We start from the raw sequence: 23,120 nt of genomic DNA, 5'->3' as shown, positions 1-23,120 counted from the left end.
CGGTGACCTCACTCATGGCTGTTCCTTGCGGGCCTGTTCCAGGCCGGAGTCGATCAGGTTCAGGTATTCCTGGCGGAAGACCTCGATATCGTGCTGTTCCTGCAAATAGCGATAAGCCTGCTCACCCTTGGCCTTGAGCTCGTCATCCGACAGCCCGAGGTAGGCATCCAGCGCCGCGACCAGGCTCGGCACGTCCCTGGGCGTGATCGACAGGCCACCGGCACCTTCGATCAGCGGCAGCATGGCCGGCACGTTCGAGGCGATCACCGGCAGATGCCCGCTCATGCCTTCCAGCAAGGCCAGGCCCAGACCTTCGGCCAGCGACGGCATGGTCCAGATATCGAACGCACGCACGTATTGCAGAGCGTTTTCCTTGAACCCCAGCAGGTGGGCGCGACCGCTCAGGCCGAGTTGCTCGATCTCGGCGGCCAGCGGTGCTTGCAGGCGTCCGGCACCGATAATTGCCAGTTGGGTGTTCGGGTATTTGTCTTTCAGTTGGGCGAACGCCTGCAACAGGTAGGTATGGCCCTTGACCGATACCAGCCGTCCCAGAGCGCCGATCAGGCGCACCTTCGGATCGATGCCCAGCAACTCCCGTGCACGCTCGCGACTGTGCTGCAGGCCTTCAGCCTGTTCGATGTCGATGGCGTTGGTGATGGCGTAGGTATTCCGGTCAGTGAAACCGCAATCGCAATCCAGCAGGTATTGCTTGACCGCCGGCGACACGCCGACGAAACGCCAGTGCCGGTCGATCAGGCGCTGAGTCTGACGACGGCGATAGAAGCGGTCGTACTCGCCGAAACCGTGGGAAATACCGATGCACAACGGCACCTTCAACCAGCGATTGAGCGTCAGCATCATGTTCACCGGTTTGAAGCGGTTGCAGATCACCACGTCGAACTTTTCCCGCCGGCAGAATTTGTACAGCTGCCACATCGCCCGCAGGCGCATGCCTTTGAGGGACTTGTCGGAAAACTCGAAATACACCGAACGGTCGGCCCGGCTGACGGCTTCGCCGGGACCGGGCTTACCGCGCAGAAACGCAGCGGTCACCTCGTAACGATCCGTCGGCAAGGCCTTGACGATCTGCTCGGCGAGGTCGGCGAAATCATGGGATTTGACGTTGTAGTCGGGCTGCAGCTGCAGCACCTTTGCGCGTTGACTCATGACTCTCCCCGGTGCGATCCCGTCGCGCCTGTTTCACTCTGCTTCAGCAGCCAGAACAGCTCCTGGCGCCTGACCGCTTTGCGGAAAAATTCGTTTTCGCCGTAGACCGAAGGCACTCGACCGGCCAGCACTCGCTGAACCAGTCGGCGCAGACGACGCTTGAACGGCGCCGGCGGCTGCAGGTCATGCATCATGCCCAGTGCCATGGCCTTGTCCCGCTGCAACTCGATCGGCAGTGGCAGACACAGCGGCTGCATTGCGAGCGTTGCATCGAACGTCGGCGGCAACGCAATGCCCTGCCCGCTGTCGCCCATCGGCCAGCGATCGTTGTCGTGCAAGTGGTTGGCGTAGCCGAGCAGGGTCGGCTGCCAGTCCAGGCCGTGCAAGGCTTCCATCACGGCTTCCTGGGCGCAGATATGGTCGGGATGTGGATCGAGTGTCGGGTGTGGCAACACGATCACATCCGGCCGCGCACGGGACAGAACGTCACGCAGGTCGGCCAGCAGGTTGTTCCAGGTCGGCGCGCCGTCGGCATCGCCGGGCAGGGCAAACGGATTCAACTGACGAAAAATCCGCGTGTCGTTCAGATCGGCTTCCCGCGAGCCCACCGGTTGATTCGGCGCAGCCTGCATCGCCGCCAGTTGCAGACAGAAGTAACCGAGCTGCACGCAATGTTCCTGCGGCACGCCGGCCCAGCGCGGCACGGCGAGGCTGTCCCAGGCCCGCAAGCGACCCTTGAGCCGCGACGCCTCGACCTTGTTCAGGCCCATCTGCCGATAGTGTTCGGCTTCTATCTCGCCGGCGGTCAGGGTGACGATCCAGGCCTCGTCGGCCTGACTGTACAAACCGTAAGCGGCCAGCTCGGCATCGTCGGCGTGCGGCGCAATCACCATCACCCGCTGACGCCGGTAATCCGGCTGCTCCAGCGCCCACAGCACCGGCTCGCCGGACACCCGGCAAAAACGCCCGCGCAGACGCAGCAAGCCCTGAGACAGGGTCTGCGCCTGACCGCTGAGGTTCAGAAAACGCAGGCCGTTGACGCCACGTTCGAAAGTCTGGGCATCCGGATTCGATCCACCCGCCAGCTCGACCCGTGGATCGAAGAAACGCCCCAGCCAGCTACTTTTCACCCGCACGGCGAGAATCAGCGTTGCGTCATCCGGCAGCATCACGCCCTCATCGAGGCGCAATTGTTCGCCGTGCAAATGCACTTTTGGCTGCGGTGTGAATGGTGGAAAGCTGTACTGGTAATCGTCTTTCGGCGAATAGAACAAGTGGTCGGCGAACCATGCTTCATGGGCAATCCAGCCAATCACCGCCAGCACCAGCGGCAACCACCAGGCCACCAGCACGCCGAGGGCGATCAACACGATCAATGCGATCAACAAACCGATGCGTTTATTGCGCCGGTGACGCTTGAGCAGTTGCTGTTTGCGGCTCATGGGCTGACTCATACGGTGAAGACCGGCACAGGATTGCACCAGCGATCCTTGTATTCACGGTCGGCACGACCGAAGGAAAAGCGCAGCGGCTTGTTCAGTGCCCGGGCATGTTCCCAGGCACTTTGCGTATTGAGGAAACTCAGGACGCTGCCGGGGCTGAATTCACGGGTTTCGGGATCGACGCCGCCGTTGATGTACTCGACGCTGATCCACTCCGGCGCTTCGACGCGATACACCAGTTGAATGGCGATCGGCGCGTCATTGAGGAAGATCACCGAGCCGATCAACAGCTCGCGCAACAGCTCGATGACTTCGGCCATGCGTGCTGCGCCAGTGGCCGGGAAACCCCAGCGGCGCTGGAACAGGTCGCAATAAATGGCTGCCAGTTCGGCACTGGAAAAGTCGCTGACCGGCCGCACCACCCCGCCCGCCTCTTCCAGCAGGCGCAGTTCGCGGCGCTGGTTATAGCGAAACTTCTTCGACAGTTCTTCCGGGGTACGGGCCATGGCCAGTTGCTCGGTCTGCAACTTGAGGCCGCTGAAGCGGTTTTCGTTGAGCGCCGACAGGTAGCGTCCGCGATGGCGCAGCGGGGCCCGGGCATCGGCGGCGGCCGGCAGGATCAGCTCGGCGTTGCCGAGGTCGAACAGGCCTTTCTTGCCGTTGCGCTTGAGCACGTCCTTGGACAAGGCCAGGTCGCGGCCCCAGGTCGGGATCGCCGCTTTGATCTCACCCTGCTGTTCCCAGGCCAGATAGCGCACCGCAATGCCGGCCAGATTCGCCAGCCGCTCGACGACCATCGGATGAGTCGCGACGCTGCCGCCGAAACGTTGCCAGGCCTGTGCATAAGTTGAGGCGTCAACGGGCGACCAGCCACGTTCGCGCCAGCCTTGAAATCGGTTGAGCATCAGCCCCTCGGTGCCAGATCGGTAACTTGCGGCAAATGCCAGAAGGTGTCGCGTACGGCGCGGTCGGAGAAACGCTCGCGCAGGCGATCGAACATCATTTCGGCGCACTGGCGACGCTGCTGCTCGTCCATGCTGGCCAGATGTTTCAAGCCCTGGGCCAGATGTTCGGCATCGCCCAGCGGGAACAGAATGCCCACGCCTTCGACTACTTCCTTTGCCCCGCCGCATGCCGTGGCCAGCAACGGCACGCCGGCGGCCATGGCCTCCAGCAGCACCATGCCGAACGGTTCGTGATCGGAGCTCAGGGCAAACACATCGAATGCGCGGAAGTAATTGCGCGCGTCCGGCACCTGACCGAGAAACAGCACGCGATCACCAACGCCCAGCTCACGGGCCAGGGCCTTGAGTTCATCCTCAAGACGACCCTTGCCGAGAATCACCAGTTGGCTGTTGGCCGGCAGACCAGGCAATGCCGCGGCAAACCCGTGCAGCAACGTGGCCTGATCCTTGTCCGGGTGCAGGCGACCGACGTTGCCGACAATGAATGCATCCGCCGACAGACCGAGGGTCTCGCGAGCTTCACGGGCGGACACCTGACTCATCTGCAACGCCGAGACATCGATGCGGTTATAGAGGGTCTGGATACGCGCCGCCGGCCATTTCGGCAGGCAACGGCGCATGTCGTCGCGCACCGCATCGGACACGCCGAGCAGGCTCAGACGCTTGCGGAAAATGTGTGCAAAGAGTTTGCGCGAACCGCGTTTGTAATCGCCAAACGCGTGGTGCACGCCAATCACCGGCAGTGAAGTGCCGAGCAAAGCGATGTAGATCGGCTTGAAACGATGGGCGATGCAGAAACTGAAATTGCGTGAAGCGGCGATCTTGCGCAGATCGCCGATGGCGCCCAGCTTCAGGCCACGAATGGCCTTGGAGCTGTACTCCATGAACAACACTTCATCGGAGGCGCAGGCCGCGGCCACCTCGCTATCGGCGACCCCGGTCAGAAAGACCGTGGTGACCCGATAACCGGTGCCCGCGAACAGGCTGGCGTACTGCCGCGCGCAGTCGAGGAACGGCCCGTCATAGCCGTGACAGAACTGCAGCACATGGCGTTCAGCCGAGCGTGTCATAAGCGTTTGCGCCTTCTTTGACCACCAGGATGTCTTCCATGATCAGGTACTGCAGATCCGAGCCGAAGAACATGTTCAGGGCGTCGGTCGGCGAGCAGATCATCGGTTCGCCACGGCGGTTGAGCGAGGTGTTCAGGGACACGCCGTTGCCGGTCAGCACTTCCAGCGCCTTCATCATGTCGTAGTAGCGCGGGTTGTATTCGCGCTTGAGCACTTGGGCACGGGACGTGCCGTCTTCGTGGACGACTTCCGGCACGCGGGTCTTCCACTCTTCCGCCACTTCGAAGGTGAAGGTCATGAACGGCGCCGGGTGATCGATCTTGATCATCTGTGGCGCAACGGTGTCGAGCATCGACGGGCAGAAAGGCCTCCAGCGCTCGCGGAACTTGATCTGGTGGTTGATGCGGTCAGCCACGCCAGCCACGCTCGGGCAACCGATGATCGAACGACCACCCAGTGCACGCGGACCGAACTCCATGCGGCCCTGGAACCAGGCCACCGGGTTGCCATCGACCATGATTTTGGCGATCTGCTCCGGCATGTTGTCAAGCTTGCGCCAGGTCGGCTTGTTCTCGTGACGGGCACATGCGGCGATCACGTCTTCGTTGCTGTACGACGGGCCGAGGTAGACGTGTTCCATCTTCTCGACCGGCACGCCACGGGCGTTGGACACATAGGCCGCGGCGCCGACTGCGGTGCCGGCATCGCCGGAGGCAGGCTGAACGAACAGCTCCTTGACGTCGTCGCGGGCGATGATTTTCTGGTTGAGCTTGACGTTCAACGCACAGCCACCGGCATAGGCCAGTTTGCCGGTTTCCTTGAGCACGTCGCCCAGGTAGTAGTCGATCATCTGCAGCGCGATTTTTTCGAACAGCGCTTGAATGCTGGCGGCGTAGTGGATGTACGGCTCGTCGGCGATGTCACCTTCGCGCTTCGGACCCAGCCACTCGATCAGCTTCGGCGAGAAGTAGTAACCCTTGCCCTTCTCTTTGTAGCGACGCAGGCCGATCACGTTGGCGTAGTCGGTGTTGATCACCAGCTCGCCGTTCTCGAACGAGGCCAGACGCGAGAAATCGTATTTGCTGGCATCGCCGTACGGCGCCATGCCCATGACCTTGAACTCACCGTCCAGCATGTCGAAACCGAGGAACTCGGTGATCGCGCCGTACAGGCCGCCGAGGGAGTCCGGATCGAAGAATTCCTTGATCTTGTGGATCTTGCCGTTTTCGCCATAACCGAAGAAGGTCGTGGCGTACTCGCCCTTGCCGTCGATGCCGAGGATCGCGGTTTTCTCTTTGAAACCCGAGCAGTGGTAGGCGCTGGAAGCGTGGGCCAGGTGGTGTTCAACCGGTTCGATCTTGATTTTCTTCGGATCGAAGCCCAGTTGCTCCAGGCACCAGACGATTTTGTTGCGATAGCGCTTGTAGCGACGGTTGCCCATCAGGATCGCGTCGAGTGCGCGGTCCGGGGCGTACCAGTAACGCTTGGCGTACTGCCAGCGGGCCTTGCCGAAAATGCTGATCGGGGCGAACGGAATCGCGACCACGTCAACGTCGGACGGCTTGATGCCAGCCTGCTCCAGGCAGAACTTCGCCGATTCGTAGGGCATGCGGTTCTTTGCATGTTTATCGCGTACGAAGCGCTCTTCCTCAGCCGCCGCGACCAGCTTGCCGTCGATGTACAAGGCTGCTGAAGGATCATGGCTAAGGGCGCCGGACAGGCCAAGAATCGTCAATGCCACAGGGGTCTAGCCTCTTTAGTCTGCATTCAGGCGCGATGCGCCTTGAAAAATGATGTGCCCTCGCACCGGGCGAGAGACAGCTAAAGGGCGGGATTATAGCTTAAAAGCGTCGACAAACCTCTAGCGGAACTGGCCGGCCGGTGCGTTGACACTCGAGTAGCATCGACATAGACTCCAGCGCAAACGGACTGGGAGATCCCGGTCGGCGCTAATGCCTCGGTGAGATCATCGGGGCTTTTCGCTTTCTGGGGATGGGAAAATCTTCAAACCCCAATTCTCGAAACCCTCTCCAACTTTGCTCCGTCCCCCGCTGCAATAGAACTTGCGCTTGAGCACGTCAAAAGCACGGTTTCCCTGATCCGCCCTCAAAACGCTCATGCCAATGGGCCTCGCAACAAGGTCGGCTAGCTGCAGGCCTGTGGAATTCACCTGTTTGGTTGCAAAAACGATGTCAAACGGCAGTTGAATACCCCATCGATTCGCCCCACCACACATCCTGCGAAACTCCAACTCAAGCTCGTTATCTTCTCGCTTTCCTCGGCGCTCGAAAATCACGTGCGTCAGTGCTCGTTGTTGATTCTTCTCCTGCAAAAACTCATAGAGCGTTTCCAGACAAAAGCCGAGAGCGAGGTGATAAGGATTGTGTCCTGTGCCTTGTTTTTCACGAAGGGAAGCCTTGTCTACGACGCAACTGATCAGAACGAAGTTGCTGGCTTCAATGATGCAGGTCAGCTCCTCAAGAAAGGCATTCTTGTGCTCTCTCGACATGAAGAGGCCAGAAAACGCTCCTTTTTCTTTACGAATTTCGAGTTCATGCAGGCCGATCAGATCGTGTCCCATATGGGCAAACTTGAATTTCTGTAGAGCAGGAATGACTTGCTCGCAGTAATACCTTTTATGAAAGGCACAAAAGGCGAGCACGAAGACTGGATAGTTGGGATCGAGTGTCTGCATCCCATGATCACCGCTCTCATCGACATAAACGACGACATCGCTGTATTCACTGGTTGGGGGCAAAGTAGTTACCCGCGGCTCGGCCGCCAATAAACACCGATATTCCCGTCCACCGCCTGACGATAGATCGTATAAGGCAGGCAAGCCGTATCGAATACCCCGGAAAGAGTCATGTCGAGCAGGACGACCGGCACCAGAATGCCAGTGGGATCAGGGGGCGCGTGCAACAGGCAGAAGTCGTGGGCGAGCCCGCTGTAGATGCGCGGAATGGACTGGCAGTAGGTCTTCTGTTTGCGCAGGCTGCGCGTAGCAGCCTCGTCGCCCTGCAGCACAGTGACGGCGGTGCCGCAGCCAGACAATGCCAGGGAAAATGCGCCAATGGTAATAGCCGTTTTGATGGTCAAGATTTGCCCTCCGGGAACGTCGGGGCAAACTAGCATCGGAGGCTTATACGGGGCAGTTCATGGGTTCTGGTAAGGCCGTAGGACAAATCACAAGAATTTGTCGTCACATGCCTTACCCGATTTCCATTGCAGAAACGCCTTACCGGCTTGCGAAATAAATCACACAGCGCCCAATGCATCCTTGGGCAAACGCTGATCGATCACCTGATACAGCGCACTGCTCTCGGGCCAGTTGCGCATGAACCGCGCGCGATCCCGGGCATAGGCTGGAGCAAAGCTGCCCGCCGAACCGTGCTGGCACATCGAATCCAGATCGATCAGCGCCCAGCGATCCTCATGCCAGAACAGGTTGTGGCCCTTGAAATCGCCATGACTGATGCGCTCGGCAATCAACCGCGCAAACAGCTGATCCAGCGCCTGCAACTCGGCTTCCGGCGCTGCGCCGCTCTCAACATACGGCGCAAAGCGCTCGATGATGTCAGGCCCGGGCAGGTACTCGGTGATCAGATACGCCTTGCTGCGCAGCCAGAAAAACCGGGTTTCCAGCACCGCCAGCGGTTTGGGCGTGGCGATACCGAGGAACGCGAGGCGATTACCCTCGCGCCAGGAATGCCAGGCGCGGCTCGGGCGCCAGAAGCGCTTGAGCCAATGAGCAAACCCTTTGATGTTGTAACGTTTGATCACCAGCGCACGCCCGGCCACTTCGATCTTGCCGACGCTCGCCGCGCCGCCGGTCTTGTACAAATGACCCTGATCGAGCAAGGCATCGGCCTGCTCCAGCACCGGCAGCATCGCGGACTCTTCCTCGCGACGGATCGACCGCAGACCGAAGGCCCCGCGCCGCACGCTGAACAGCGTGCATTCACGACCGACCTTGATCAGGAAATCCTTGAGCCGCCAGGCGCGCACCTTGTCGATCTGCTTCTGCAAGGCTTCCAGCGGCAACGCGTGCTCGCTGTTGCTCAGCAGGTAATACACCAGCAATTCTTCGGTGAACGGCTCCAGCGACTTGGGCAGCTGGGCGAAGAACACCCCGAGGTTTTCCAGCACTTTCTGACGGGACAACGGCTGGCCGGCATTTTCCGCACAGATGCCGGCGCCATCGATCAGATACAACTGGCCACCGTGGCGCAGCAGGTTGTCCAGGTGCAGGTCTTCCTGCCACAGGCCTTTGCCGTGTAACTGGCCAATGGCGCCGAGCGCTTCGGCCAGCACTGCCGATTGCTCATCCGCCAGCACCGGCAAGGATTCGACCTTGTTCCAGGCATCGCCCAGACTTTCAGCACCTTCGAGGAACTCGAACAGCAGCCAGCCACCCTCGCCGTCCTTCAAGCCATCGGCCAGCAGCAACGGCGTGGTCATGCCTTGGGCAGCGAGCAGCTTCACGCCTTCCAGTTCACGCTGAAAATGTCGCGCCGCCTTGCTGCCGACCAACAACTTTGCCAGCACCGGACGACCGCGCCACACGCCCGCACCGACATAACGCTGCCCCGGCAACACCCGCAACAGACTGAGCAATTGCAGATCGGCCGGGCCCGCCGCATCAGCCAGCCCAACGGTCAGAGGCAGGCTCGGCGTGCGTCCGGCGTTTTTCAGTTCGGACAACTGCATCAACGCGTCTCCTTGCGACTGCGCCGCGCGGTCAGCCGCGTGACCCAGCTGTCGACCAGCGAACTGTCGACCGACTGATCGAGATACGCCGCCAGCAACTCGCGCAACTGGGCATCGCTCCATTCCGGAGCACGACGCAGCAGCGGCTCCAGGTCCTTGACCCGATCCCGCTGACCGAACAGCAGAGGGCGGGTCTTTTCCAGATCAATCAGTTGCGCCTGATAACCGGCGCCTTCGGCCCGCAGGAAAATATGCTTCGGATAGAAGCAGCCGTGCACCTGACGCACACCGTGCAGATGCCGGGCCAGCTGACCGCAGGCCTTGAGAATCGCCGACTGCTGCGATGCCTCAAGGTCCGACCAGCGCTGCAACAGCGAATCCAGATCATCCCAACCGTCGAGCGCCCGGGTCAGCAGGAGCGCGCGCACTTCGCCCGCGACGTTGCGCTGACCGAAAAACGCCGCCTGCAGCGCCGGAATCCCGAGCGAGCGGTAGCGGCTGATATTGCGAAATTCCCGGGCAAACGTCGGCTCGCCAAACGGCGCATGCAGCGTGCGGGTCAGGTAATTGCTCTGACGCTTGAGGTAATAACCATGACCTTCGAGTTCGAGGCGGAACACGCTGCTCCAACCGCCGCCGTCGGTGTTCGGCTCATCCACCGCGTCGAGCTGTTTGGCCCACAGCGCGTCGAAAGTACCGAGGCCGTGGCGCTCCAACAGCGCACGGTCTTCAGCGGCGAGAAAATCAGTCATTCGCGTCCCTCGAAAAATCTCACCACGTGACGAATCCGTTTCTTGTCGGCGGCATTGAGCCGGTCACGCTGGCGGTATTGCAGGTAGAAGCGCAGGCGCTGGGTGTTCGACAGGTGATATTTGGCAACCTTGTCGAGACAGGCCAGGTCCTTGGTGATCCGGTACTTGAGCCAGAAACCGCGCCAGAAATCGCCGTTCGGGCAATCGATGAGAAACAGCTGTGCCTGATCGTCGATCAGCAGGTTGCGCCATTTCAGATCGTTATGGGTAAAGCGATGATCGTGCATCGTCCGGGTATAGACGGCCAGTTGCCGACTGATGCCGTCGACCCAACTGTGATTTCTCAGCTTGGGGTCATTGCGCTCGGCCAATGCCGAGAGGTCCTCGGTGCGGGGCAGCTCACGGGTGATCATCGCCCCGCGATCGTAGGCTATGCCGTTGCGCTCCAGCCCCCAGGCCACCACTTCGGCGGTGGGAATGCCCCACTTGGCGAAGCGCTTGAGGTTCTGCCACTCCATCTTCACCCGGGGCTTGCCCAGGTAACGGCGCAAGCCCTTGCCGGCGCCGGAGTAGCGTTTGACGTAATAGTTGACGCCGTTGCGCTGCACGCGAATGACTTCGGACAACGGGTCGCGGGTCAGACGCTCGCCTTCAAGCGCAAACACCGCTTCAAGGCTGCCGAAATCCGCTGCGAGATCGTTGTATTCGGGCTCAAGATTCCAACCCGCCATCAGAGCGCATCCCCGTATCGCTGCTTGCGCTCGTAGAGCTTGTTGGCCTTGCCTTCGAGCCAGCTCAGCAACGGTGCTTCTTCAGCCAGGATCCGGCACAGCGGTTGCTGGAAATAGCCCTTGAGGAAGCGCAGCTTGTCGCGGCGGGTCAGGCCGATGTCCAGCGCGGAAAAATACAGCGCCGCCAGATCCTTGTCGCGCCAGCGCCGGGTGATCGCCGGACGGGTCTGGGCGCGGTGCAGGTCGATGACCGAGAGTTTGAAATCTTCCGGGGTCACCGGCTTGTCGGTGTGCAGCAGAAAGTGGCAGATGTAGCAGTCGCGGTGGTTGACCCCGGCGCGGTGCATCATGCCGGTCATGCGCGCGACCTCGGCGATCAGCGCCCGCTTGAGCTTGGGCTGCGGTGGCTGTTTGACCCAGTCGATGCTGAAGTCTTCAAGACTGATGGTCGGCGCCAGCTCTTCGGTGACGATGAATGAATGCTGATCTGCCGGATTGCTGCCCTTCTCGCCGTACGCAACAGCGGTCATGGTCGGCACACCGACCTCCTGCAGACGCTGGATAGCCTTCCATTCCTGGCCCGCACCGAGCACCGGCAGCTTGGCGGTGAGCAGATTCTTGAAAATCTCGCTCCAGCCAATGCCACGGTGGATCTTGACGAAAAATCCGTTGCCGTCGACTTCCGTGCGCAAAGTCCGGCGGGCTTCCAGCTCGCGGTACACCTCGCCCTGCAAGCCCTCGACTTCCGCGAATGCATCGCGGCCAGCCCAGAGGCTCTTGAACGGTTCAGCCAGCATCAACTTCATTTATGCGTGCTCCGCCAGAATCACATCGGCCGCGTGCTGCGGCATGCTGTAGAGGTCGGCCGTCTCGGCGAAGGCCAGACCGTTGCGGCTCCAGGCCGCCCGTGCAGCGTCGTCGTTCAACATGTCAGTCAGGTACTGCGTCAGTTGCGTCTGATCGAACGGTTCGTCCAGCACTCGCCCGGCATCGGCCTCGGCAATGTAATGGGCGTAGCCGCAGACCGCGCTGACCAGCACCGGCAACCCGGCGACCAGCGCTTCAAGCAGCACCGTACCGGTGTTTTCGTTGTACGCCGGGTGAATCAACAGATCGGCGCCGAGCAGGAAACGCGGGATATCACTGCGCCCCTTGAGGAACGTCACGTTATCGCCCAGACCCAATGTTGCACTCTGCATCTGGAACAATTTGGGGTCATCCTGGCCGATTACAAACAGCCGGGTACGTTTCTTCAGCTCGGCGGGCAACGCGGCCAGCGCTTTCAGGCTGCGATCGACGCCCTTGGTCTTGAACCCGGAGCCGATCTGCACCAGCAGCAGTTCGTCGTCCTTCAGATTGAATTCGGCGCGGAAACCGGCGCGAATCTGGTCGGCATCCGCCGGACGGCGGCGATCCTGGGCGATGCCCGGCGGCAGCAGGTGGAAGCGCTCCAGCGGTGTGTCGTAATACTTGATGAACAGCGGCTGCTGCACTTCGGAAATCATCAGCACTTCGGTCTTCGCGTCTTTGGCGAACACTGCACGCTCGTATTCGGCGAAGTGGCGGTAGCGGCCCCAGCGGCGATACAGCGAATGGCGCAGGTTCTGCGCCTTGTCTTCGAAGCAGCCGTCGGCGGCGTAGTAGACGTCCAGCCCCGGCATCTTGTTGAAGCCGATCAGGCGATCCACCGGTCGCTTGGCCAGGTCCGCCTCCATCCACGCGCTGAGCTTTTCGTTGCGGCGGTGATTGAAGAACGCCTTGACCGGCGCCACCAGCACTTCGAAACCGGGCGGCACGTCGCCTTCCCAGATCAGGGTGTAGACGCGGATCTTGTGGCCACGCTTCTGGCATTCGAGGGCGATGCGCAGGAAGTCGCGCTGCAAGCCGCCGAACGGGAAATATTTGTACAGGACAAAAGCCAATTGCATCAGCGCAGCTCCTCAGCCATCAACAACGTGCTCAGTCGGCTGGCAACACGCTCGGGATTCAGACGCGTGAAGCACAGGGGCCACTCGCGTTTCAGGTCAAACTGACGGGCATCCTGCGCGGTCGGTTGATACGTACATTTCTTTTGCAGGCACGGCGCGCACGGGAAATCGCTGCCGAGGTGAATCTGCAGCTTGCCGTAGGCGCCGGTCAGGCCCGGATTGGTCGGGCCGAACAGGGAAATCGTCGGCACGTCCAGCGCCGCAGCGAGATGGCCCAGACCGGTGTCCACCGCAACGCAGGCCTGGGCGCCGGCCAGCACCTTGCCGACCCCGGCCAGGTTCAGTTTCGGCAGCACTTCGGCGTGTTTGAAACCGGCGGCGATGCGCTCGGCCCGGGCTTTCTCCAGCGGGTTGCCCCACGGCAGCCTGATCCCGACACCGAGATAACCGACACGCTCGGTCAGCTCGCGCCAGTAGGCTTCCGGCCAGTGCTTGGTGTCCCAGGTGGTGCCATGGAGGAACACCACGTAGGCATTCTTGCGTGGCAATTCGACCAGACGCTCGACGTTGAGGCCGTAATCGCCCAGGCCTTTGGGCAAGTCGTAACCCAAGGCAATGGCAAACAACTGGCGCACACGCTCGACGGCGTGCTGCCCACGGGCCACCGCCAGTTTGCGGTCATAAAAACGCGCGGCGATCGGTTCCCGGGCGGAACCTTTGTCGAGACCGGCCACCGGGGCCTTGACGTAGCGGGTCAGCCAGGCGCTTTTCAGCAAACCTTGGGCGTCGATCACCAGGTCATATTTGTTCGCCCGAACGGACTGCTTGAAGCGCTTCCATTCGCCACTGGTGATGGTTTTCCAGATATTTTTGCGCCAGCGGCGGATCGCCACCGGAATCACGTTGCCCACGGCCGGGTGCCAGGTCGGAATCTCGGCGAAACCTTCCTCCACCACCCAGTCGAACTTGATCCCGGGAATCGCCCGGGCGGCGTCGGTCAGCGCCGGCAACGCGTGAATGACGTCGCCCAGCGATGAAGTCTTGATCAGCAATACCCGCAACTTAATGAACCTCGACCACAGAGCCCTGCAAACGCTGCAAGGCATCGTTGACCGCGTCCGGCATCAGCTGGCGCAGGCAGTTGTAATGGCCGAAACGGCAGGTGCGGTCAAAGCAGGGGCTGCAATCGAGGCCCAGACGGACGATTTCCACGTGCTCGGCCAGCGGCGGGGTGAAACCCGGCGAGGTCGAACCGTAGACCGCCACCAACGGGCGATTCAATGCAGCGGCCACGTGCATCAGGCCGGAATCGTTGGAGACCACCGAGTCGGCGCAGGACATCAAATCGATGGCCTCGGCCAGCGACGTGCCGCCGCTCAGATTCACGGATTCTTCGCGCAGGCCCGGAATCAGCCGCGCGCGGATGTCTTCACCCACCGCGTGATCGTTCTTCGAACCGAACAGCCAGACCTGCCAGCCCTCGCGAATCCGCGCCTCGGCGACCTTGGCGTAGTGCTCGGACGGCCAGCGTTTGGCCTCACCGAATTCAGCGCCGGGGCACAGCACCAACACCGGGCGATCGAGGGTCAAACCGAACTTGGCCAATGCGGCCTCGCGGGTGACCGGGTCGATTTGCAGGCTCGGGCGCGGATAAGGTTTCGGCAGTTCGGCGTTCGGCTCGTAGGCCAGTGCCATGAAACGTTCGATCATCAGCGGATAACGTTCTTTATCCAGCGTGCGCACATCATTGAGCAGGCCGTAGCGGAATTCGCCACGCCAGCCGGTGCGTTTCGGGATGCCGGCGAAAAACGGCACCAGTGCCGACTTCAGCGAGTTCGGCAGCAGGATCGCCTGGTCGTACTGGCCGGCCAGGGATTTGCCGATCCGCCGGCGGGTCGCCAGCTCCAGCGCGCCGTGGCCGAGCGGAAAGCTCAAGGCCTTGCGCACTTCGGGCATGCGTTCGAGGATCGGCCGGCTCCACTCGGGGGCCAGCACGTCGATTTCGCACTGCGGGTGGCGCTGTTTGAGACACTGAAACAGTGTCTGCGCCATCACCATGTCACCGACCCAACTGGGCCCAACGATCAGAATATTCATGTGGTTTCCATAAACGAACCGGGGAGGCCTTACGCCTCCCCGTCTCGAGAATCAGCTTAGCCCCAGCTCTCGCCAGATCCGCATCACCTGCCGCCGTTCGTCCGCGAACTGGTCGCCCGGTATCACTCCGGCGTCCTTCTGCAAAGCCTGCCGGTGGGCTGCGGAACGGTAGGCCTTGTAGGCCTCGCGCAACAGGCTGGCGTCTTCGACGGGCATCAACCCTTCGTGTTCCAGCTCTTCCAGAATGCGGATATTGTCCGTCCAGCGCAGCAGCGGCGGATGGCTTTGCGACCACGCCAGGGCCGCGTATTGCACCATAAATTCAATATCGACGATACCTCCGGCGTCCTGCTTGAGGTCGAACGGCGCCGTGGCCTCGAAGGCATTCGCCCCCGTACCGGCGGCCGTGCTCTTGCTGCCGAGGTTGTCGCGCATCTTGGCGCGCATCTCGCTCACTTCCTGTTGCAGCTTCGCCAGATCCCGCGTCTTGCCCAATACCTGGGCCCGTACTTTCTCGAACGCCTGGCCGACATCCTGACTGCCCACCAGCACCCGCGCCCGCACCAGGGCCTGATGCTCCCACGTCCACGCTTCATTTTCTTGATAGCGGGCGAACGCGCCAAGCGAACTCACCAACAGCCCGGATGCACCGGATGGCCGCAGACGCATGTCCACTTCATACAGCTGGCCGGAGTTGGTCTGCGCCGTCAGCAAGTGAATGATCCGCTGGCCGAGCCGGGTAAAGAACTGCGCACCATCAATCGGTTTCGCCCCGTCGGTTTCCGCCTGTGGATCGCCGTCGTGGATGAACACCAGGTCCAGGTCCGAACCATGCCCCAACTCGATCCCGCCGACTTTCCCATAACCGACAATGATGAAGCCGGGATCGCACAACGTGCCGTCAGTGCGCAGCGGCGTGCCGTACTTGGCCACGGTCTGGCGCCAGGCCAGGGCCAGCACTTGCTCCAGAATCGCTTCGGCGAGCCAGGTCAGGTAGTCGCTGACTTTCATCAACGGCAGGCTGCCGGCGATTTCCGAGGCGGCGACCCGCAAGCGATGCGCCAGTTTGAAATGGCGCAGGGCTTCCATCTGTTGTTCGAGGTCGTCTTCCGGAATGCGGGTCAGGCGCTCGCGCAGCTCGGCGGCCAGCTCCGGTGCCAGCGGTGGCTTGAACAGGCGACCTTCGTTGAGCAATTCGTCGAGCAGCAACGGGAAACGGGTGATCTGCTCGGCGATCCACGGGCTCGCGGCACACAGCGTCAGCAAGCGTCGCAGCGCGCCGGGGTTTTCCGTCAGCAACACCAGATAAGCCGAGCGCCGGGCCACCGCTTCGACCAGCGGCAGGACCCGCTCGAGCACCAGATCCGGATTGTCATGCTCCACTGCCTGAGCGAGCAGGCGCGGAATAAAGGCGTCGAGGCGTTCGCGCCCCAGACGCTGCATCGCCCGCAGTTGCGGACTGCTGCGCAGACCGGCCAGTGCTTTCAAGGCTTTGGTGGCGTCGGCAAAACCGCCCTCTTCCAGTTGGCGGCAGGCGGCTTCTTCGTCCTGCGCCTCTTCCCACAGCGGCAGCCATTCGCCGCCGACCACCACTTCGCAATCGGCGCCCTCTTCTTCATCAGGGTCCGCGATCACTTGCGCAAAGTGCCAGGCCACCCGGCCTCGCCAGAACATCAGCTTTTCATGGAAAGCGTCCCAGTCGGCGAAACCGAGCATGAAAGCGATGCGTGCCTGATCCTGCGCAGTGTCAGGCAACATTTGAGTCTGGCGGTCGGCAATCGCCTGGATCGCGTGTTCGGTGTAGCGCAGGAATTCGTAACCTTCGCGCAACTCGCTGATCACCGCAGGCGGCAGATAACCCTGCCCTTCCAGCGTGCCCAACACCTTTAATAGAGGACGCTGTTGCAGACTCAGGTCGCGTCCGCCGTGAATCAACTGGAAAGCCTGGGCGATGAACTCAACCTCGCGGATGCCGCCGGAGCCCAGCTTGATGTTGTCGGCCATGCCCTTGCGCCGCACTTCCTGCTGGATCAGCTGCTTCATGGTGCGCAGCGCTTCGATCGCCGAGAAGTCCAGATAACGCCGGTACACGAACGGCCGCAGCATTTCCTGCAACTGCGCACCGGCCACTTGATCGCCGGCCACCACTCGCGATTTGATCATCGCGTAGCGCTCCCAGTCCCGGCCCTGATCCTGGTAATACTGCTCCAGCGCATTGAAGCTCAGTACCAGCGCGCCGGACGAGCCGTAAGGGCGCAGACGCATATCGACGCGGAACACGAAACCGTCGACGGTCATCGGGTCGAGGGCCTTGATCAGGCGCTGGCCGAGACGGATGAAGAATTCCTGGTTGTCCAGCGCACGCTTCACGCCGACGGTTTCGCCGCCCTCGGGGTAGGCGAAGATCAGGTCGATGTCCGAGGACAGGTTCAGCTCGACCGCACCGAGCTTGCCCATGCCCAGGATGACCATTTGCTGCGGCAGGCCGCTGCGCCGGCCGGTGGGCGTGCCGAATTGCTGACAATGGCGGCTATATAACCATTGATAAGCCTGGTCGATGCTGGCGTCGGCCATGTCGGAAAGGTCGCGGCAGGTCTGCACCAGATCGGCCTGGCGGGTCAGGTCGCGCCAGATAATTCGCACCTGATGCCGGGCGCGCTGGCGACGCAGGACGCGGCCCAGCTCATCGTCAGTCTGCGCCGCCGTCGCCGCAGCAGCGATCTGCGCACATAACTCGCCGGGGGCGAACGGCCGGTCGAGTTCGCCGGACTGCACCAGCGACAGCAACATCAAAGGGTCACGAACACTCTGTTCAATCACGAAATCGCTGGCGGCGGTAACGCGGGCGAACTGCGCCCAGCGCTCCGGGGTCCAGGTGGAGAAGCCGTGATCGTCTTCAAGCTGAGCGACGGCCGTACGGAACGACTGCTCGGATCGGCTGACCAACGGCAGGAGAATGGCGGGCAGTTCGGCAAGCGCGGGCAGGGTCATGGTCTATCCTTGATCGGCGTGTAAATGGCCGCTTGTAGTGATGATTGAAAAACCGCTACGCGAAGGACTGTCGAACAAAAGTGAGAAATAGCTGAAATTTCTTTTTCTTTGGCAGCCAGCATCAAACTTTCACCTTTTTAGGATGGCCAAAGACCAACCTTAACGATTATTCTCACAACGCAGCCGGAGGCCACAAGCCTTTCATCTGTAGTTTTACTACTCGTCTATACATTCGAAAGGCTGAAATGCCGGATGATTTGTAGTAAAACTACACGCCGCCGGAACAACCTGTCGGCAATCCAAGAATTTTAAATCGTCTGCCCACAAGGCCAGTCGCAAACTCAGGCAACCGATTCTGGAAGCCTTTCCGCCCTGGAGCAAGCCATGCAAGACCTCGATCCCGTCGAAACCCAGGAATGGCTGGACGCCCTGGAATCGGTTCTCGACAAAGAAGGCGAAGACCGTGCTCACTATCTGATGACCCGTATGGGTGAACTGGCGACCCGCAGCGGTTCGCAGCTCCCTTACGCCATCACCACGCCTTACCGCAACACGATCCCCGTTACCCACGAAGCACGCATGCCTGGCGACCTGTTCATGGAACGCCGCATTCGCTCGCTGGTACGCTGGAACGCGATGGCCATGGTAATGCGTACGAACCTGAAAGATTCTGACCTGGGCGGTCACATCTCCAGCTTCGCCTCCAGCGCGACCCTGTACGACATCGGCTTCAACTACTTCTTCCAGGCCCCGACCGACGAACACGGCGGCGACCTGATCTACTTCCAGGGCCACACCTCGCCAGGCGTTTACGCCCGTGCATTCATGGAAGGCCGCATCTCCGAAGACCAGATGAACAACTTCCGCCAGGAAGTCGACGGTCAGGGCCTGTCGTCCTATCCGCACCCTTGGCTGATGCCTGACTTCTGGCAGTTCCCGACCGTATCCATGGGTCTGGGCCCGATCCAGGCGATCTACCAGGCGCGCTTCATGAAGTACCTGGAACACCGCGGTTTCATCCAGCCGGGCAAACAGAAAGTCTGGTGCTTCCTGGGCGACGGCGAGTGCGACGAGCCGGAATCCCTGGGCGCCATCTCCCTGGCCGGCCGCGAGAAGCTGGACAACCTGATCTTCGTCATCAACTGCAACCTGCAGCGCCTCGACGGCCCGGTTCGCGGCAACGGCAAGATCATCCAGGAACTCGAAGGCGTGTTCCGCGGTGCTCAGTGGAACGTGACCAAAGTCATCTGGGGCCGTTTCTGGGACCCACTGCTGGCCAAGGACGTCGACGGCATCCTGCAACGTCGCATGGACGAAGTCATCGACGGCGAGTACCAGAACTACAAAGCCAAAGACGGCGCGTTCGTGCGTGAACACTTCTTCAACACGCCTGAACTCAAGGCGATGGTTGCAGACCTGTCCGACGACGAGATCTGGAAACTCAACCGTGGCGGCCACGACCCGTACAAGGTCTACGCGGCGTACCACGAAGCGGTCAACCACAAGGAACAACCGACCGTCATCCTGGCCAAGACCATCAAGGGTTACGGTACCGGTGCGGGCGAAGCGAAGAACACCGCGCACAACACCAAGAAAGTCGACGTCGACAGCCTGAAGCTGTTCCGCGACCGCTTCGACATCCCGGTGAAAGACGAAGAGCTGGAAAACCTGCCGTTCTTCAAGCCTGAGCCAAACAGCGCCGAAGCCCGTTACCTGGCCGAGCGTCGCGCCGCACTGGGTGGCTTCGTCCCTCAGCGTCGCGCACAGAGCTTCAGCGTGCCGACTCCGGATCTGGACACCCTCAAGGCAATCCTCGACGGCTCCGGCGACCGTGAAATTTCCACCACCATGGCCTTCGTGCGAATTCTCGCGCAACTGGTCAAGGACAAGGAAATCGGCCCGCGCATCGTTCCGATCATCCCGGACGAAGCCCGTACCTTCGGTATGGAAGGCATGTTCCGTCAGCTGGGCATCTACTCGTCCGTCGGCCAGCTCTACGAGCCAGTCGATAAAGACCAGGTGATGTTCTACAAGGAAGACCAGAAAGGTCAGATCCTTGAAGAAGGCATCAACGAAGCAGGTGCCATGAGCTCCTTCATCGCCGCTGGTACTTCGTACTCCAGCCACAACCAGCCAATGCTGCCGTTCTACATCTTCTACTCGATGTTCGGCTTCCAGCGTATCGGCGATCTGGCCTGGGCTGCCGGCGACAGCCGCACCCGTGGCTTCCTGATCGGCGGCACCGCCGGCCGTACCACCCTGAACGGTGAAGGCCTGCAGCACGAAGACGGTCACAGCCACCTGCTGGCTGCCACCATCCCGAACTGCCGCACCTACGATCCGACCTACGGCTACGAGCTGGCGGTGATCATTCAGGACGGCATGAAGAAGATGACCGAAGAGCAACAGGACATCTTCTATTACATCACCGTGATGAACGAGTCCTACCAGCAGCCAGCCATGCCGGCCGGTGCCGAAGAAGGCATCAAGAAAGGCATGTACCTGCTGGAAGAAGACACCCGCGAAGCGGCGCACCACGTCCAGCTGATGGGCTCCGGCACCATCCTGCGTGAAGTCCGTGAAGCGGCGAAGATCCTGCGTGAAGAGTTCAACGTCGGTGCCGACGTGTGGAGCGTCACCAGCTTCAACGAACTGCGTCGCGACGGCCTGGCCGTAGAGCGCAGCAACCGTCTGAAACCAGGCCAGAAGCCTAAGCGCAGCTACGTCGAAGAGTGCCTGAGCGGCCGCAAGGGTCCGGTCATCGCCTCTACCGACTACATGAAACTGTTCGCCGAGCAGATCCGTCAGTGGGTCCCGTCCAAGGAATTCAAAGTCCTGGGCACCGACGGTTTCGGCCGCAGCGACAGCCGCAAGAAACTGCGTCATTTCTTCGAAGTCGACCGTCATTTCGTGGTGTTGGCAGCCCTGGAAGCACTGGCTGACCGTGGCGATATCGAACCTAAAGTCGTGGCCGAGGCCATTACCAAGTTCGGCATCGACCCGGAAAAACGCAACCCACTGGACTGCTGAGGAGAAACTCTGTGAGCGAACTCATTCGCGTACCTGACATCGGCAGCGGTGAAGGTGAAGTAATCGAACTGTTTGTGAAGGTCGGCGACCGTATCGAAGCCGACCAGAGCATCCTGACTCTGGAATCGGACAAGGCCAGCATGGAAGTGCCGGCCCCGAAGGCCGGCGTCATCAAGAGCCTGAAAGTGAAGCTGGGCGACCGCCTGAAAGAAGGCGACGAACTGTTGGAGCTGGAAGTCGAGGGCGCCGCGCAAGCGGCCCCTGCTCCGGCTGCCGCTCCTGCCGCCAAGGCTGAAGCTGCACCGGCCGCCGCGCCTGCACCGGCTGCGCCTGCCGCTGCCCCTGCTGCCGCTTCGGTTCAGCAAGTGCACGTGCCGGACATCGGTTCGTCGGGCAAGGCCCAGATCATCGAGATCCAGGTCAAGGTCGGCGACACCGTCGAGGCTGATCAGTCGCTGATCACCCTGGAATCCGACAAGGCGAGCATGGAAATCCCGTCGCCTGCCGCTGGCGTGGTCAAGGCCATCAGCGTCAAGTTGAACGACGAAGTCGGCACTGGCGACCTGATCCTGGATCTGGAAGTGGCGGGTGCTGCGGCCCCTGCGGCTGCCGCTCCGGCCCAGGCTGCTGCTCCAGCCGCTGCTGCTCCGGCGCCTGCCGCCGCGCCGGCTGCACCGGTTGCCGACAGCGTTCAGGACATCCACGTTCCGGACATCGGCTCGGCCGGCAAGGCCAAGATCATCGAAGTGCTGGTCAAGGCTGGCGACAGCGTTGAAGCCGACCAGTCGCTGATCACCCTGGAATCCGACAAGGCGAGCATGGAAATCCCGTCGCCTGCCGCCGGCGTGGTGGAAAGCGTTTCCATCAAGCTGGACGACGAAGTCGGCACCGGCGATCTGATCCTCAAGCTGAAAGTCAAAGGCGCCGCTCCGGCTGCTGCCCCGGCTCCGGCGGCCGCTGCTGCCCCGAGCGCTCCGGCACCGGCCGCTGCTGCTCCGGCGGCCGCTGCACCTGCTGCTGCCGCTCCGGCCGCTGCTCCAGCCAAGCCTGGTGCGAAAGTTCACGCCGGTCCTGCCGTGCGTCAACTGGCTCGCGAATTCGGCGTCGAGCTGAGCGCTGTCGGCGCCAGCGGTCCGCACGGTCGCATCCTGAAAGAAGACGTGCAGGTTTACGTCAAAGCCATGATGCAGAAGGCCAAGGAAGCACCGGCCGCTGCCGCTGGCGCAACCGGTGGCGCGGGCATCCCGCCGATTCCGGTCGTCGACTTCAGCCGTTTCGGCGAAATCGAAGAAGTGCCGATGACCCGCCTGATGCAGGTCGGCGCTGCCAACCTGCACCGCAGCTGGCTGAACGTGCCGCACGTGACGCAATTCGACTCGGCGGATATCACCGAGCTGGAAGCGTTCCGCACCGCACAGAAAGCTGTTGCAGAGAAGGCCGGCGTCAAGCTGACCATCCTGCCGCTGCTGCTCAAGTCCTGCGCGCACCTGCTCAAGGAGCTGCCGGACTTCAACAGCTCGCTGGCACCAAGCGGCAAGGCGATCATCCGCAAGAAGTACGTGAACATCGGCTTCGCCGTCGACACCCCGGATGGCCTGCTGGTACCGGTCATCAAGAACGTCGACCAGAAGAGCCTGCTGCAACTGGCCGCCGAGGCCGCTTCCCTGGCTGAAAAAGCCCGGACCAAGAAGCTCTCGTCGGACGAGATGCAAGGCGCCTGCTTCACCATTTCCAGCCTCGGCCACATTGGCGGCACCGGCTTCACGCCGATCGTCAACGCGCCGGAAGTGGCGATCCTCGGTGTTTCCAAGGCAACCATCCAGCCAGTCTGGGACGGCAAAGCCTTCCAGCCGAAACTGATGCTGCCACTGTCGCTGTCCTACGATCACCGTGTGATCAACGGCGCCGCTGCTGCACGCTTCACCAAGCGTCTGAGCGATCTGCTGGCGGACATCCGCACCATCCTGCTGTAAAGCGCTCGGCCCTCCGGCAGCGGAGGGCCGACCGCGTTCCACGTTTTCGAGCGCCACACGCTCGTACCTCAACCCCGTCAACCTGGCGGGGCTTTTTTTGCCTGAAATATCCGACAGCCGTATTTTTCCCACAAGCCTTGCTGATTTCAGCCACGAGCCAAGTCCCCTTCCTGTCGATATTTTTTATACACAGGCAACTAATCTTTGCGCACCAAAGTTAGCCAATAAAAGTCAGTGCGCTTTCTTTTCAATTAACACTCATTC

The 23,120-nt window shown here is 61.4% G+C and carries 18 protein-coding genes; 2 read left to right on the top strand and 16 right to left on the bottom strand.

Features of this window, described 5'->3' with window-relative positions; all coding sequences use genetic code 11:
* Positions 1 to 12 precede the first annotated feature (12 nt).
* The 16 genes from NE357_RS02400 to NE357_RS02325 form a co-directional block, all read right to left on the bottom strand.
* Complete coding sequence (locus NE357_RS02400) at positions 13 to 1,167, bottom strand: glycosyltransferase (protein ID WP_169428566.1); 1,155 nt, start codon at positions 1,165 to 1,167, stop codon at positions 13 to 15.
* Entirely contained in the window at positions 1,164 to 2,609 is a 1,446-nt protein-coding gene (locus tag NE357_RS02395) for a PIG-L family deacetylase (RefSeq protein WP_169428565.1), read from the bottom strand. Before NE357_RS02395 ends, NE357_RS02400 begins: the two co-directional genes overlap by 4 nt.
* An 8-nt stretch (positions 2,610 to 2,617) precedes the next feature.
* Complete coding sequence (locus NE357_RS02390) at positions 2,618 to 3,514, bottom strand: antimicrobial resistance protein Mig-14 (RefSeq protein ID WP_169428564.1); 897 nt, start codon at positions 3,512 to 3,514, stop codon at positions 2,618 to 2,620.
* The gene (locus tag NE357_RS02385) at positions 3,514 to 4,644 is read right to left on the bottom strand and encodes a glycosyltransferase (RefSeq protein ID WP_169428563.1); all 1,131 of its coding nucleotides are present in this window, start codon (positions 4,642 to 4,644) and stop codon (positions 3,514 to 3,516) included. Before NE357_RS02385 ends, NE357_RS02390 begins: the two co-directional genes overlap by 1 nt.
* Positions 4,628 to 6,385 (bottom strand): carbamoyltransferase family protein, encoded by a 1,758-nt coding sequence (locus NE357_RS02380; protein WP_007952261.1) that lies wholly within the window; start codon positions 6,383 to 6,385, stop codon positions 4,628 to 4,630. Before NE357_RS02380 ends, NE357_RS02385 begins: the two co-directional genes overlap by 17 nt.
* 225 nt (positions 6,386 to 6,610) lie before the next feature.
* Entirely contained in the window at positions 6,611 to 7,429 is an 819-nt protein-coding gene (locus NE357_RS02375) for a DUF3800 domain-containing protein (protein ID WP_432760316.1), read from the bottom strand.
* Entirely contained in the window at positions 7,408 to 7,743 is a 336-nt protein-coding gene (locus NE357_RS02370; protein ID WP_169428561.1) for a YceK/YidQ family lipoprotein, read from the bottom strand. The genes NE357_RS02375 and NE357_RS02370 overlap by 22 nt, the downstream gene beginning before the upstream one ends.
* 159 nt (positions 7,744 to 7,902) lie before the next feature.
* Positions 7,903 to 9,354 carry a lipopolysaccharide kinase InaA family protein gene (locus NE357_RS02365; RefSeq protein ID WP_169428560.1) on the bottom strand — a complete coding sequence of 484 codons (1,452 nt, stop codon included), beginning with the start codon at positions 9,352 to 9,354 and terminating at the stop codon, positions 7,903 to 7,905.
* On the bottom strand, positions 9,354 to 10,106 hold the full coding sequence (locus NE357_RS02360) for a lipopolysaccharide kinase InaA family protein (protein ID WP_169428559.1): 753 nt from the start codon (positions 10,104 to 10,106) through the stop codon (positions 9,354 to 9,356). Before NE357_RS02360 ends, NE357_RS02365 begins: the two co-directional genes overlap by 1 nt.
* Entirely contained in the window at positions 10,103 to 10,837 is a 735-nt protein-coding gene (locus tag NE357_RS02355) for a lipopolysaccharide kinase InaA family protein (RefSeq protein ID WP_169428558.1), read from the bottom strand. Before NE357_RS02355 ends, NE357_RS02360 begins: the two co-directional genes overlap by 4 nt.
* On the bottom strand, positions 10,837 to 11,643 hold the full coding sequence (rfaP, locus tag NE357_RS02350) for a lipopolysaccharide core heptose(I) kinase RfaP (protein ID WP_169428557.1): 807 nt from the start codon (positions 11,641 to 11,643) through the stop codon (positions 10,837 to 10,839). The genes NE357_RS02355 and rfaP overlap by 1 nt, the downstream gene beginning before the upstream one ends.
* A complete protein-coding gene (locus NE357_RS02345; protein ID WP_169428556.1) occupies positions 11,644 to 12,765 on the bottom strand; it encodes a glycosyltransferase family 4 protein in 1,122 nt (373 codons plus the stop codon).
* Positions 12,765 to 13,826: a lipopolysaccharide heptosyltransferase I gene (waaC, locus tag NE357_RS02340; RefSeq protein ID WP_169428555.1), complete on the bottom strand. Its 1,062-nt coding sequence runs from the start codon at positions 13,824 to 13,826 to the stop codon at positions 12,765 to 12,767. The genes NE357_RS02345 and waaC overlap by 1 nt, the downstream gene beginning before the upstream one ends.
* 1 nt (position 13,827) lies before the next feature.
* Positions 13,828 to 14,862 carry a lipopolysaccharide heptosyltransferase II gene (waaF, locus tag NE357_RS02335; RefSeq protein WP_039766536.1) on the bottom strand — a complete coding sequence of 345 codons (1,035 nt, stop codon included), beginning with the start codon at positions 14,860 to 14,862 and terminating at the stop codon, positions 13,828 to 13,830.
* Positions 14,863 to 14,913: 51 nt separating this feature from the next.
* Positions 14,914 to 17,853 carry a bifunctional [glutamate--ammonia ligase]-adenylyl-L-tyrosine phosphorylase/[glutamate--ammonia-ligase] adenylyltransferase gene (gene glnE, locus NE357_RS02330; protein WP_169428554.1) on the bottom strand — a complete coding sequence of 980 codons (2,940 nt, stop codon included), beginning with the start codon at positions 17,851 to 17,853 and terminating at the stop codon, positions 14,914 to 14,916.
* Positions 17,850 to 17,975 carry a hypothetical protein gene (locus NE357_RS02325; protein ID WP_255261909.1) on the bottom strand — a complete coding sequence of 42 codons (126 nt, stop codon included), beginning with the start codon at positions 17,973 to 17,975 and terminating at the stop codon, positions 17,850 to 17,852. Before NE357_RS02325 ends, glnE begins: the two co-directional genes overlap by 4 nt.
* 262 nt (positions 17,976 to 18,237) lie before the next feature.
* Between NE357_RS02325 and aceE the strand changes: the two genes are divergently transcribed.
* Together aceE and aceF are read left to right on the top strand one after the other, a co-directional pair.
* Positions 18,238 to 20,883, top strand: coding sequence for a pyruvate dehydrogenase (acetyl-transferring), homodimeric type (aceE, locus tag NE357_RS02320; RefSeq protein ID WP_169428553.1), 2,646 nt, complete (start codon positions 18,238 to 18,240; stop codon positions 20,881 to 20,883).
* Positions 20,884 to 20,894: 11 nt separating this feature from the next.
* Positions 20,895 to 22,856, top strand: coding sequence for a dihydrolipoyllysine-residue acetyltransferase (gene aceF, locus NE357_RS02315; protein ID WP_169428552.1), 1,962 nt, complete (start codon positions 20,895 to 20,897; stop codon positions 22,854 to 22,856).
* Positions 22,857 to 23,120: the final 264 nt, after the last annotated feature.

The sequence above is a fragment of the Pseudomonas sp. G7(2022) genome (assembly GCF_052660475.1).
Note: the sequence above shows the minus strand (reverse complement) of the source record. Positions and strands in the feature narration are given on the sequence as shown.

Coding starts and splice junctions, on each gene's coding strand:
- NE357_RS02400 (WP_169428566.1), bottom strand. CDS start 1,167: ATGAGTCAACGCGCAAAGGTGCTGCAGCTGCAGCCCGACTACAACGTC.
- NE357_RS02395 (WP_169428565.1), bottom strand. CDS start 2,609: ATGAGCCGCAAACAGCAACTGCTCAAGCGTCACCGGCGCAATAAACGC.
- NE357_RS02390 (WP_169428564.1), bottom strand. CDS start 3,514: ATGCTCAACCGATTTCAAGGCTGGCGCGAACGTGGCTGGTCGCCCGTT.
- NE357_RS02385 (WP_169428563.1), bottom strand. CDS start 4,644: ATGACACGCTCGGCTGAACGCCATGTGCTGCAGTTCTGTCACGGCTAT.
- NE357_RS02365 (WP_169428560.1), bottom strand. CDS start 9,354: ATGCAGTTGTCCGAACTGAAAAACGCCGGACGCACGCCGAGCCTGCCT.
- NE357_RS02360 (WP_169428559.1), bottom strand. CDS start 10,106: ATGACTGATTTTCTCGCCGCTGAAGACCGTGCGCTGTTGGAGCGCCAC.
- NE357_RS02355 (WP_169428558.1), bottom strand. CDS start 10,837: ATGGCGGGTTGGAATCTTGAGCCCGAATACAACGATCTCGCAGCGGAT.
- rfaP (WP_169428557.1), bottom strand. CDS start 11,643: ATGAAGTTGATGCTGGCTGAACCGTTCAAGAGCCTCTGGGCTGGCCGC.
- NE357_RS02345 (WP_169428556.1), bottom strand. CDS start 12,765: ATGCAATTGGCTTTTGTCCTGTACAAATATTTCCCGTTCGGCGGCTTG.
- waaF (WP_039766536.1), bottom strand. CDS start 14,862: ATGAATATTCTGATCGTTGGGCCCAGTTGGGTCGGTGACATGGTGATG.
- glnE (WP_169428554.1), bottom strand. CDS start 17,853: ATGACCCTGCCCGCGCTTGCCGAACTGCCCGCCATTCTCCTGCCGTTG.
- NE357_RS02325 (WP_255261909.1), bottom strand. CDS start 17,975: ATGCTGGCTGCCAAAGAAAAAGAAATTTCAGCTATTTCTCACTTTTGT.
- aceE (WP_169428553.1), top strand. CDS start 18,238: ATGCAAGACCTCGATCCCGTCGAAACCCAGGAATGGCTGGACGCCCTG.